The sequence below is a fragment of the uncultured Thermanaerothrix sp. genome (genome assembly GCF_938028735.1).
GTDB lineage: Bacteria > Chloroflexota > Anaerolineae > Anaerolineales > Anaerolineaceae > Thermanaerothrix.
Genome location: NZ_CALIMF010000023.1, coordinates 40,564 through 51,745, shown reverse-complemented (window position 1 = coordinate 51,745; position 11,182 = coordinate 40,564). Strand labels below are relative to the sequence as shown.

At 58.4% G+C, this 11,182-nt stretch carries 12 protein-coding genes; 4 read left to right on the top strand and 8 right to left on the bottom strand.

Annotated elements, in window-relative coordinates; translation table 11 throughout:
* Positions 1–109 precede the first annotated feature (109 nt).
* Genes Q0721_RS10890 through Q0721_RS10875 form a run of 4 tightly spaced genes read right to left on the bottom strand, consistent with a single transcriptional unit; the run spans position 110 to position 3,090 of the window.
* Positions 110–1,408 carry a PTS transporter subunit IIC gene (locus Q0721_RS10890; protein WP_299029700.1) on the bottom strand — a complete coding sequence of 433 codons (1,299 nt, stop codon included), beginning with the start codon at positions 1,406–1,408 and terminating at the stop codon, positions 110–112.
* Between the two features lie 54 nt (positions 1,409–1,462).
* Positions 1,463–1,765 (bottom strand): PTS sugar transporter subunit IIB, encoded by a 303-nt coding sequence (locus Q0721_RS10885; RefSeq protein WP_299029695.1) that lies wholly within the window; start codon positions 1,763–1,765, stop codon positions 1,463–1,465.
* Positions 1,766–1,768: 3 nt separating this feature from the next.
* Complete coding sequence (locus Q0721_RS10880; protein ID WP_299029692.1) at positions 1,769–2,284, bottom strand: hypothetical protein; 516 nt, start codon at positions 2,282–2,284, stop codon at positions 1,769–1,771.
* Positions 2,285–2,298: 14 nt separating this feature from the next.
* Positions 2,299–3,090, bottom strand: coding sequence for a DeoR/GlpR family DNA-binding transcription regulator (locus tag Q0721_RS10875; RefSeq protein ID WP_299029689.1), 792 nt, complete (start codon positions 3,088–3,090; stop codon positions 2,299–2,301).
* A 158-nt stretch (positions 3,091–3,248) separates the two neighbouring features.
* Between Q0721_RS10875 and Q0721_RS10870 the strand changes: the two genes are divergently transcribed.
* Genes Q0721_RS10870 through Q0721_RS10855 form a run of 4 tightly spaced genes read left to right on the top strand, consistent with a single transcriptional unit; the run spans position 3,249 to position 5,875 of the window.
* Positions 3,249–3,896, top strand: coding sequence for a hypothetical protein (locus Q0721_RS10870; RefSeq protein ID WP_299029686.1), 648 nt, complete (start codon positions 3,249–3,251; stop codon positions 3,894–3,896).
* Positions 3,893–4,210, top strand: a complete 318-nt coding sequence (locus Q0721_RS10865) for a transcriptional regulator (protein ID WP_299029683.1) — start codon at positions 3,893–3,895, stop codon at positions 4,208–4,210. The genes Q0721_RS10870 and Q0721_RS10865 overlap by 4 nt, the downstream gene beginning before the upstream one ends.
* Positions 4,210–5,154, top strand: coding sequence for an ABC transporter ATP-binding protein (locus tag Q0721_RS10860; protein WP_299029680.1), 945 nt, complete (start codon positions 4,210–4,212; stop codon positions 5,152–5,154). Before Q0721_RS10865 ends, Q0721_RS10860 begins: the two co-directional genes overlap by 1 nt.
* Positions 5,144–5,875: an ABC transporter permease gene (locus Q0721_RS10855; protein ID WP_299029677.1), complete on the top strand. Its 732-nt coding sequence runs from the start codon at positions 5,144–5,146 to the stop codon at positions 5,873–5,875. Before Q0721_RS10860 ends, Q0721_RS10855 begins: the two co-directional genes overlap by 11 nt.
* Positions 5,876–6,041: 166 nt before the next feature.
* Here the strand turns inward: Q0721_RS10855 and Q0721_RS10850 are convergent, their stop codons facing one another.
* The 4 genes from Q0721_RS10850 to Q0721_RS10835 form a co-directional block, all read right to left on the bottom strand.
* On the bottom strand, positions 6,042–8,672 hold the full coding sequence (locus tag Q0721_RS10850; RefSeq protein ID WP_299029674.1) for a PKD domain-containing protein: 2,631 nt from the start codon (positions 8,670–8,672) through the stop codon (positions 6,042–6,044).
* Between the two features lie 883 nt (positions 8,673–9,555).
* Entirely contained in the window at positions 9,556–10,137 is a 582-nt protein-coding gene (locus Q0721_RS10845; RefSeq protein ID WP_299029671.1) for a protoglobin domain-containing protein, read from the bottom strand.
* A gap of 37 nt (positions 10,138–10,174) precedes the next feature.
* Positions 10,175–10,444 (bottom strand): glutaredoxin family protein, encoded by a 270-nt coding sequence (locus Q0721_RS10840; protein ID WP_299029668.1) that lies wholly within the window; start codon positions 10,442–10,444, stop codon positions 10,175–10,177.
* A 15-nt stretch (positions 10,445–10,459) separates the two neighbouring features.
* A complete protein-coding gene (locus Q0721_RS10835; protein WP_299029664.1) occupies positions 10,460–11,080 on the bottom strand; it encodes a MarR family winged helix-turn-helix transcriptional regulator in 621 nt (206 codons plus the stop codon).
* Positions 11,081–11,182: the final 102 nt, after the last annotated feature.

Genomic DNA, 11,182 nt, shown 5'->3' with positions numbered 1-11,182 from the left:
GGAAGGCGCAGAGTTTTTCCAACAGAGCCCAGTCGTAATCGGTCATCGTATTGCCCCTCAATCCCTTGGGGGGAAGGGTTTCCATAACCCTTCCCCCTATCTCCATGAACTAACTCCCAAAGATCAGGCGGGTGAGGGTAGTCAACACCCAGGCAATCCAGTTGCCGCCAGAAAGGCCGGTGATCTGCACTGCGCCTTGAGGAATAGCGTACCCGATATCACGGGCAATTTGGGTCAGCAGCGGGGCAAAGGCGCTGGAAATGTAGAGCACCATGGTCATAATGAAGATGCCGTAGAGCACCGAGCGGAAGAAGTTCCCCCGTGTCAACGGCGGCACCATGCACACGAAAAACGCCGTGGCGGCCAGGTCAGCGGCGGGCAGGGTGGTGTTGCCCGGCAGGATCGCGGCCAGCAGTAGTGTGATCGGGATCAACAGGATACCGGTGGCAATGGTGATAGGATGACCGATCAGGATGGCCGAATCCAGACCGACGTAAAATTCACGCCCGGCAAAGCGCTTCTGCATGAAGGTGCGCGCCGCTTCTGAGACCGGCGTCAGCCCTTCCATGAAGATGGCGATAATGCGTGGGATCAGCAACATCACTGCGGCCATCTGCACTGCCAGCATCAGTACCTTGCCCAGCACCTCATTGAAGGTCATCCCGGCGGGGTTGATACCATAGGCTAGGATACCAAAGAGCAGGCCCAGGATCGCGCCCATGATAATTGGCTGGCCGAAAATCCCCAGGCGCTTCTGCAGGGTCTCTGAGTCCCAATAGATATCACGCAGGCCGGGGATTTTTTCCACAATCCAGTTAAAGACCTTGATAATCGGCACCGAAGTGATCGCCCAACCCTGCGGGATAGAGATGCCCGGCAGTTTGAAGAAACCTTGCACGTCCTTTGCCACCCAGTCAGCAATCAGCAGGGCAACCACGGCATGGATGGCCGCGGCGATCAACCCCAACAGCAGGTTACCGCCGCTGACCAGGTAGACGAGCGAGCCGGTGAAGGCATAGTGCCAGTAGTTCCACATATCCACGTTGAGCGTCTTGGTCCAGTTGAGTACGAGCATGATCAAGTTGACCCCTAAGGCCACGATGAAGACCAAGGAGCCGACTGCGGTGCCGAACGCGATGGCTGCTGCTACGCCCCACCCAACATCGAGCGAGTTCAACTGCAGCCCGGTGGACTTGACCAAGGCATCAGTGGCGGGCCCCAGCGCCTGGAACAAGAGGGTGATCACCAGCCCCAGGCCGATGAAACCCACGCCCACCGTAAGCGAAGAGATGAACGCGCGGCTGAGTTTCTGCCCCAAGATGAGGCTCAGGATGAAGATGACAATCGGCAGCATGACGGGCGAACCCAGGCCGGTGAGAAAATCGAAAATTGACTTAATCGCCTCCATTTTTTACTACTCCTTTCTTCCTCCCACTTTTGTCAAAAATGAACAACATGAAGATTAGGATTTTTGACGCAGAATGCTTTCAATCTTATCCACCACCTCCTTTACGCCGAATCCAGTTAAAAAGGGAATGCCGTCCACAACCGGGACGTTCACATCGAAGGGCACCTGAGCGGTTGCCACGATTACATCGGCATCGAGAGCCATCCCGGGAAGGTCTTGCACGCGGCATTGCACCGTCTGCACGTTCAAGCCGCGCTCGCCCAATAACTCCTTGATCTTCAGCGCCACATGGGTTGAGGTGGCGATGGCCGTACCACAGGCCACCAGGATGGTGTAGGATTGAGGTGCGTTCGTCATGGGCTACTCTCCGCCGAAAAGGTCGCGAAATGTGAGTTCAAACATCCAGATATCGTACTCGTAGGCATCATCGAAGGGTGGTGGCACAACGGCTAAGAGACGGAATTTCTTGCTGGCCAGCTGGGCCTCGAAGTGGGTGGGGAGGCTGCCCGGGTCGCCAAACTGGGAATGGACGATCACGGTTTCGGCGTTCTCGGCCTCCTTGAGCCATTCGAGCCGTTGCTCAGTTTCGGGCGTGACGGAGCCGGGCTCACACAAGCCGACGATAAACTTATCGCCGGTTTGGGCCAGTACGTCTACGATGAAGGTGTGATCGTTCAAACGCACGCTAGGAAGGATATAGACCCGTTCGGCCCCCTGGTTGAAGAGCGCCCGCGCAATATAGAAGCGGAAGATGTGGCGCAGGTGTGCATCCTCATGGGCCGGCTTGAGGATATCACTACGGAATGCCATGTACGTTTTGGTATGTTCGGGCAAAACCCGTATGGGTTCACAGGTGGGATCAAGGGTAAGTTTCATGACAACGCTCCATGTTACAGAGCGGGAGGAGTGCGGGCGATAATGACCTTGATGCCCGCTTGGTGAAGCGCCTCGATGATCTCGCGAGGGGCTTTGTCGTCGGTGACAATACAATCTACCGCCGAGAGGGGAGCAATCGAAGCAAAAGCGGTGACGCCAAACTTGCTGCTGTCGGCGACCACGATTTTCTCGCGCGCCGTACGCAGCAGGACTTTTTTGATCTGTGTATCCTCAAAGTTATATTCGGTCAGCCCATCTTCAAGGCTGATTCCACCTACGCCGATGAAAGCTTTGTCCACATGCAATTCTTGGTAAATCCGCTCGGCGATGGCGCCAATCATAGAGAGTTCGCGCGGGCGCACGATCCCGCCGGTCAAGATTAGACGTGCATCCACCTCCAGTGAGAGATGGTTGACCACGGCATTAGCGATCTGCAGGCACGAAGTCACAATGGTGAGATTGCGTTTGGTTTTCAAATGGGGCACGATTTCCAGCGTGGTGGTGCCCACATCCAGGGCGATGCTGTCGCCATCGTAAATGAGTTCGGCGGCGGCGCGCCCAATGGCTTGCTTGGACAGTTGATTCTTGGTGGCGCGGGTGCTGAAGGGGGGCTCGTAACTGCGCCCCAAGTTGGCGATGGCCCCGCCGTGCACACGACGTACTAAGCCCTGCCGATCCAGTTCGTTCAGATCGCGGCGGGCGGTCATTTCGGAGACGTTGAACAGACTGGCAATCTCGGCAATTGAGATGCTACCCTTTTCCAGCACCATCTCCACGATCTTAGCCTGGCGTTCTGCCGTGTTCACCGCGCGCTCCGTTATTGTTTGAATTTGTTTATATGATACAAATTTTTTGTTCGAATGTCAATCGGTTTAACGCCCAAAATGGCCTCTTGACAGGGAGAATTTTCCAGTTTACAATGTTTGCAAACAAGTCTGTAATACAAACTAGTATGTGAGGTCTTATGAATTCCCCTCAACCCCCGCTCGATGTGTGGTTGCGCCGCCCCCAGCGTTACTGGTACGCCGACGGCCTAGCCGAGATGGCCGTGGGCAGCATCTTCCTGCTGGTCGCGCTGACCAACCTGGCGGCATGGCGGTTGCCCCCCGGGCCGTGGCAAAGCCTGATATTGGGCCTGTGCCAATTCCTGGTGATCCTTGGGAGCGTGTTGGGAGCGCGCGCCGTGGTGCACTTTCTCAAGGAGCGCATTACCTACCCCCGCACCGGCCGAGTTATCTACCGCCGGCCCAGCCCAAGCCGCCGCTGGCTACTGGCCGGCGCAAGTTTCACCTTAGCCGCAGGCTTGGCCTTTCTGATGGTCACGCTGAGCAAAACGGTTGGCCAGCGCTGGTTACCCCTGGCAAGCGGTTTTCTGATTGCTTTTGCTACTGCTGCCGGCTGGCGCCTAGGCCTGACGCGCCTACTCGTCCTCGCCCTCTACATCCTAGGGGTCGGCATTGGGTTAACTCTGTGGCCACTTCCCGAGCCCCTAGATGCGGCGGCGTTCTTCGGTCTGGTGGGGCTGGGCTGGCTGGCCAGCGGCGGCTGGGCGCTCGGGCACTACCTGCGCCAAACCCGTCCCCAGCCTGAGGATGAAGGGGAGGCCGCATGACCACCCCTTCGCGCTGGCAGGACCTGGATCGGCTGATCCACGAACCGGCCCGCCTGATGATCGTTACCCTGCTCTACGCGGTGGAAGAGGCCGATTTTCTCTACCTCTTGCACGAAACTGGCCTGACCAAGGGCAATCTCTCTACCCACCTGAGCAAACTGGAAGAGGCCGGCTATGTGCGCATCACCAAGACCTTCCGCGGCAAGATCCCGCGCACCCTGGTCGCGCTCACCCCAGAAGGGCGCCAAGCCTTTGAAACCTACCGCCAGCGACTCAGTCGCCTGATCCACCCCCCTGCCGAAGGAGAAACCTGATGTCCCAGTATGCCATTCGCACCGAACACCTCTCGCGCGCGTTTGGTGCCCTGCGCGCGGTGGAGGACCTCACCCTGGAAGTGCCTGCCGGGATCCTCTTTGGTTTTCTGGGCCCCAACGGCGCCGGCAAGACCACCACCATCCGTCTTTTGCTGGGGCTGTTACCCCCCACAGCCGGCACAGCGTTCGTCCTCGGGTACGACGTGCGTACCCAGGCGAATGCCATTCGCGCCCGCTGTGGGGCACTGCTGGAGCATGCCGGCCTGTACGAGCGTTTGAGTGCCGCCGACAACCTGGAGTTCTTCGGACGTGTGGCCCGTCTGCCCCGCGATGAGCGCCAGGCGCGCATTCGTCAGTTGCTGACCGATTTGGGCTTGTGGGAACGGCGGGGTGAGCCCGTGGTCACCTGGAGCCGCGGGATGAAGCAAAAACTGGCCATTGCCCGCGCCTTGCTGCACCGCCCGGATTTGTTGTTCCTGGATGAGCCCACCGCCGGGCTGGATGCTGTCTCGGCGGCAGCCCTGCGCGAGGATCTGGTGCGCCTGGCGCGCCAAGAAGGCATTACTATCTTTCTCACCACCCACAACCTGAGCGAAGCCGAGAGACTCTGCCAGCAGGTAGCCGTGATTCGCGAGGGGCGTTTGCTGGCGGTGGGTAGCCCAGAGGCGTTGCGCCGCCAGCGCCGCGCGCCGGTGCACCTGGTCACTTCGGGGCTTACGCCAGCCGTGCTGGAGGGCTTGCGTGCTACCTTCGGCGTTGAGGTCATCCAGTCTGGAGAAGCCGATGGGCACTGGGCGGTCAACCTGGGCCCACAGCAGTCGGTGGCGCCGCTGGTGGCTTACCTGGTGCAGCACGGGGTGGCCGTGGAAGAGGTGCGGCGTGAGCACGTCAGTTTAGAAGAGGTTTTCTTGAGCCTGGTGCAGGAGAACGAGCATGCTGAATGATGTGTACACCATGATTTGGAAAGAGTGGAGGGAACTTTTTACCTCCCGCGCTGTCGGGCGCGGTACCCTGCTCTCCACACTGATCATCTTGGGGATATTGGGGGTGTTTCTGCCTCTGCAGGTGGGCGCGGAGTGGTTTACCCAGCCCCTGACGCTAATGGTCTGGGCGTGGATGCCCATTTTCCTTACCCTGGGCATGGTGACCGATTCGTTCGCCGGCGAGCGTGAGCGCCATACCCTGGAGACGCTGCTGGCCACCCGCTTGCCAGATGCGGCCATCCTATTAGGGAAGGTCCTGGCGGCAGTGCTATACGGCTGGGGCGTGGCCGTGCTCAGCCTGCTGCTGGCGGCGCTGACCCTCAATCTGAGCCTGGGAGGTGGCCCTCGTTTTTATACCCCGCCGTTCTTCGCTACTGCACTGGGCTTCAGCCTGCTCAGCACGGGCCTCTTTGCCGGGCTGGGGGTGCTGGCTTCACTGCGCGCTGCCACGGCGCGTCAGGCTTACCAGCGCCTGAGCCTGATCTTACTGGTGTTTTACTTCCTGCCCTTTGGGGTGCAGTTCTTGCCGGCTGACTGGCGGCTGACCATTCTGGGGGCGCTGATGCGCCTGGACCTGACGAGCGTGATGGCGGGGGTGATGGGCGCGCTGCTGGTGTTCAATCTTGCGGTGCTGAGCCTGTGTTTCCGACGCTTCCAACGAGCACGGCTGCTGCTGGATTAAGGCAGGTGCGGCTTGGTTTTCGTCCCACCAAGGGGGCGCCTCTACGGGGCTAACCCACTAATAGGGAAGGGGCGCACAAAGTGTGCGCCCCCGAGGGACTGCGCCGGCGAAACGCCTCCAAAGCGGGTTCTTGAGTCAGGTAAGGCCAAACCTCAAAAGCATTGCTTCACGGACTGGGTGGCTTTACATAGTTTTTGCTGACGCAGAGGACATCCACTCGCCAGTCTTCCTCCTTGTTGTGTGTGGCAAAGTCCGCCCATATCTGCCATTGCCCACTCACAGGAAGTGTGCGCACGGCTAGGAGCACGTCCCGGGTACCATGCTCCTCGATATCACCGCGCTCGGCTGACACGCCCACCACCCCACATTCGTAGTCGCTAACTTTAATGTCGGTGGTGTATGTGTGCCCAAGCGGCTGGATGAGATTGTAGGTGCGCATCAAGAAGGGCGGCTTCTCAGTGGCCAGGTACAAGCCCCCTTTGATACACAGCACATTAACATTCCAGGTCTCCTGAGGTTGATCGCGATGGGTGGCAAAATCCACCTTGATCACCCATTCGGAACCTGCGACATCCATATAGGCTTGCCAGATGACGTTTTGTACGTTTCTTTCCTCTATGTCGCCCCAGAGCGCCGCCTGTCCCACAATGCCACAATATTTGTAATCCTCGATCATAACACCGGTTAGGTGATCTTTGCCACCCTCTAGGGCTGTGTACTCACGATATACGAACACCGATCCCTCGCCTTTGCGATCGAGGCACAAGACCTTTACGACCCAACGCTCTTCTGGCCCCTCGGTGCGGAAATCGCTGGAAAGCCACCAGGTGTTCTTGCGAAATGAACCGCTGTATTGAGGGAGGAGATAGGCCTTTAGAATATCCCCCGCGCCGCTCTCCCTGATATCGCCTCTGGTCGCTGTCATGCCGATGATGCCACAAACGTATTGGTCAGAAGCCCAGCCGGTATCCACAAACCCGCCCCCGTTCAGAGTGTATTCGGAGACATGTGCAGTGATCTCGCCGGGGATCTGGAACAAGGGCGGCAAAATCAAGCCTGGACGCCATTCGAAAACCTGGAGAGTAATATAACCGTTCCGCCTGAGAGATTGCTTCTGACCTGCGGCATTGGTCACCGTCAAAGTGACATCATAAGGTGGTTTTTTCTCAGCATTGGAATCATAGGTATAGGTGTGGACGGGGTTACGCTCGGTGGAGGTGCTGCCATCGCCAAAGTCCCACTCCCAGGCCACGATGTGGCTACCCCTGGACTGGTCCTGGAAGGACACCGTCAGGGGAGAGCGGCCGCTCAGCGGACTGGCGCTGAAATCGGCCACCAGTTTTTCCAGCACCAGGATGCGATCCGGGGCCGTATAGGTGGCGCTGCCCGTAGCATTGCTCACGCGCAAGGTCACACTGTAGCCCTCGGGACGGGGATGGAGGTAAATATGCACTGGGTTCTGCTCATTGGAACGTTCGCCATCTCCAAAATCCCACTCCCAGGCCGTAGGATTGCCGCTGGAGCGGTCAGTGAACTCCACCACCAACGGCGCTTCGCCCTGCCGCGGGCTGAACGTGAAGTTTGCCTGGAGTTCCTCGCCCACCACCAGGATTTGAGAGACGCTGGATGACCCCAAGGGGTTTGAGACAGTCAGTTGAATCTCGTAGCGGCGGGCCTCAACAAATGTGTGGGTGGGATGGCGCTCGTTCGAGGTGGCGCCGTCCCCAAAATCCCACCACCACTCGGAGGGGTCGCCGCTGGACGTATCGGTGAACTGCACGGTCAAAGGCGCATTACCGCCGGTGGGCGTGAACGTGAAACTGGCGACAATGGGATTGGCCAAAGGCATTAGAATCGCCACGCCGGTTGTCTCGGGAACATTGGGCCAAGCAAAGACGATGCGCGAACGCGGTGGAATGGCACTGAAATCTAACCCTTGCAGGTTAAGTTGAATCTGATAGGGGCTGGTGCGGTAGGGGAACAACTGCAGGCCGGGGAGAGGATTGCCGGCCTCATCGGCGATATAAGCGCGCGGCGCGTTGGCGTCCACATAGTTATAACCGGTCAGGGTGAGCAGGCCGGCCTGGAAGATTAGACGCTCACCCACTTGCACCAGTTCCACTCGTTCCGGGATCACCTGGCAAACCCACGGCGTAGGAATGGGCTCGGTTGGGGGCTGGCCGGAGAGGATGTTGCGCAACTTGCCCACGATGGAATGACCGATGAATTCTTGTAACGTCGCGCCAGCCTTGGAGCCGAGGAAATCCACATTGCAGCGGAATTCGGTGCCCGCAATGGCAGTCATCTGTTGCATGTTGAGGCGGGCTTCGTTCATGACACCCTTGACTTCATCCGCCATGCGGCCGGCCATGCTGCCGCCCGAACGCTCCAACGTGCGGATGATCTCGGTCGCGGCGACCTCCCAGTTCCCGGGTTGGCGATCAATCATCTCGACTAAGCCGTTGAGGGTGCTCAAAGTCTCATCATCCAGGCCAATTTTCAAACCATCTTCGACCACGCGCAGCAATTCATCCACACGGCGCAGGGTGGCTTCATCGAACCCTCCCTTGACCCCCTGGCGGATGGTCTCGTTGAGTTCCCGAATCACCTGACGGGTCTCGGGGCCCACCTCCATCCCGGTTGCCAGGGTGCGGTTGACCGCATCAATACGCGCCAGGGTGTTGGGACCGAGTTCGTTGGTGGTTTCCACTTCAAGGTTGAACGCGGTGGGGATGCAACTCCGTGCCGGGAGTACAAGGCTCAGGCACACCATTAAACTTAAAACGATCCGGTACATCTTTCCCTCCCTGAATAGGCCAAAAGGGACGCGTGCATTTATAAATGCCCCGGGTCTTAACAAAACGAAGAAGGCGATATCAGCCCGCCGTGGATCATACGGGGGTGGAAGGATTCCAGATCAGGGGCAATTAAAACGCAGCCTCCTTATCTAGGTGTGCTCTTCTGGCCTGTCGGAGCATCTTAATCTATGCAGAGGCTGCTGAGGTTGATTTTATAGAAGCCCAAAACGATTCCCGGCACGTTGGAGAGCCCCTTACCAGGGGTGTTCCTCGTGGTCGCGGTCGTGGCTTACCGGGCTTGCATGTTGGGCGATTGAAAAGCTCTTGGGTTCCCCACCAAAGGTTCTGGGCTGGAGGATGGCGGCATTATCCTGATGATAACATCGCTTGGTATTGACCTGCTCCAACAGGCACTTGGCCAGACAGCCACCAGCGCATGGCTTTGAAAAGATCAGCGCCCGTAATTTGCGCACTGCTTAACAACATTGTAGCACGCTTGTCAAGGGTTATTGATGGGGGTCGCGGTTTGCAAGTCTCCCGAAGGAGCAAGCCACTGAACGGCTATGAAACCGCACGCGATATGCCAAAGTGATCGGTGTAGGGCTTCGTTGACCGTCTCGTGGAGGTGTACCGTTGGTATGACGCGAGCCCCTCGCTTTGGCTCTGCAGTATGGATATATAGCCCGTGCTACCTGCGCAGAGAGACAATCCAGCATCCGAGCAGGCAGCACGCATTGTGGCAGAATGCTGGCACCGCTGACGGGGCAGCCACCGGAGCTACTCGAGGCCCCGATGGCTGCCCTCTTTAGGAAACAGGCCAGGCAGTGGGCGTAGGCTTTTTAACCTTGCCCCCCAAGTCATATTCCCAGCCGCCAACCAGCCCTAAAACTCGCCCGCGTGGACGTAAGGTGCGCTCCACAGCGCCACCTGCAGTACTACGGCCTTAAACCAGGCCTGGTGCATCTTTTCCACCTCCTCAGGGCTGTGTCCTTTGCGCGCCAGGAAAGGCTTGATCGTAGCCGTGATGGGGTAGATAAAGGCCACCAGGTAGCGGTGGTGCACCAACGGTACGGAGGTCACCCCGTCGGTGCGGTTTTTCTTACTGTGATGGTGACGCAGGCCAATTTCGTGCTGATAGTTGAGCCAGTCTTGGTCGTAAGGGCGCATACAGGTATCCAGGATCCATTGCCCAAAGCGACGGCGCACCGCGGCCAGATAATCTGCGTTGGGATTGCCATGACCATCGGTAAAATAATACAACAGGTGAGAGTGCGCGCCGACAAAGCCATACCACACATCGAGGATTTCCTCAATGTGATCTGCCAACACCTCGCCGGCCAGGCGCAGATATCGCTCGTCGTCTGGCCCAAAAAGCACGGCCTGTTTCAAGTGTTCCAGATCGGCAGGTGTGAGGGGTGAACGCGTCTCCGTCACGCCGTAGGTGTAACCCGGAATGGCGCTCATGCGTAACCTCCTTTTATTTAGTTTGTATCAACCAGAGTTATTCGTGCAACGCAGTAGCCAGGCTCAAGGCCCAATCCAGATCCGAAGGGGTGGGTTCGGTCAGAATCACCTTGCGCTTCCCGCTCCCGATCACCAAAGTGGGGGTGCTGCGATAGCCGCGGTTGATGAACCTCACGAAGGCCTCCGCAGCCGGATCGGTCGCTATGTTGATCGCTGTATAGGCGATGCCCCGCGCCTGTAAGGCGGCACAGGTGTGAGCCGTGTCGTCACAATCGGTTGCACCATATAGGATGATCGGGATGCTCACCGCTCTCACCTCCTTTCAGGTAGAACGCGGAATAAAATCGGGGCATTCCAGATAGGTGTAAGGATCAGATAAGGGGGTATCGACAAAGGCGCAATGATGCGGCGTTTGGGGGGTTTCGGGGTGGGCATAGGGGCGAAAGAACTGACACCCCCAACACATCTCATAAACCACCACGTCGCCCGCCTGTTGCAGAGTGCGCACCAAGGCCTGCACGGCGGTCAGTAGCGCCTGCTGTTGTGCGGGGGGTAGGGCGGCCAGAGTGGTTTCGAGGTCGTCCAACCAACCTTCAAGCGCGGTGATCTCCTGCTCTCCCGCGGGGGTCAGGCTGAGCGTGATCACCCGTTGATCTTCTTCCCAGGGGTGGCGCTGGAGTAGCCCTTTGCGTTCAAGGGCGTCAGCAACCTCGCTGGCCGTGGCGGCTGTGCAACCCAACCGCTGTGCTAACCCCCCGATGGTACGGACGCCAGGGCGGGCGTATCTGAGAAAAAGTAGCGCCTGTACTTGGGCCGGCGAGAGCCCGCGCGCTTGTCCCCGTTGACGTAGGCGGTGCTGCAGCCCCTGGGCAAGGCGGTACAGCCCGATCAGGGCCTGGGCCGAGGGAGTGATGCGCGCGCGTGGGTCAAAAAAGGTTGCCATTATTTAGGACTCCTAAATAATTATAGGTTATAAGGTCGGAGTTGTCAAGATTTTGATTGACAGCAAATTTATCCCATTGACAGAGACATGAACCGGGGGTTA

Bases quoted from the DNA above. Each gene is read 5' to 3' on its own strand.
- Q0721_RS10890 (WP_299029700.1), bottom strand. From the start codon at position 1,408: ATGGAGGCGATTAAGTCAATTTTCGATTTTCTCACCGGCCTGGGTTCG.
- Q0721_RS10885 (WP_299029695.1), bottom strand. From the start codon at position 1,765: ATGACGAACGCACCTCAATCCTACACCATCCTGGTGGCCTGTGGTACG.
- Q0721_RS10880 (WP_299029692.1), bottom strand. From the start codon at position 2,284: ATGAAACTTACCCTTGATCCCACCTGTGAACCCATACGGGTTTTGCCC.
- Q0721_RS10870 (WP_299029686.1), top strand. From the start codon at position 3,249: ATGAATTCCCCTCAACCCCCGCTCGATGTGTGGTTGCGCCGCCCCCAG.
- Q0721_RS10865 (WP_299029683.1), top strand. From the start codon at position 3,893: ATGACCACCCCTTCGCGCTGGCAGGACCTGGATCGGCTGATCCACGAA.
- Q0721_RS10860 (WP_299029680.1), top strand. From the start codon at position 4,210: ATGTCCCAGTATGCCATTCGCACCGAACACCTCTCGCGCGCGTTTGGT.
- Q0721_RS10855 (WP_299029677.1), top strand. From the start codon at position 5,144: ATGCTGAATGATGTGTACACCATGATTTGGAAAGAGTGGAGGGAACTT.
- Q0721_RS10850 (WP_299029674.1), bottom strand. From the start codon at position 8,672: ATGTACCGGATCGTTTTAAGTTTAATGGTGTGCCTGAGCCTTGTACTC.
- Q0721_RS10845 (WP_299029671.1), bottom strand. From the start codon at position 10,137: ATGAGCGCCATTCCGGGTTACACCTACGGCGTGACGGAGACGCGTTCA.
- Q0721_RS10835 (WP_299029664.1), bottom strand. From the start codon at position 11,080: ATGGCAACCTTTTTTGACCCACGCGCGCGCATCACTCCCTCGGCCCAG.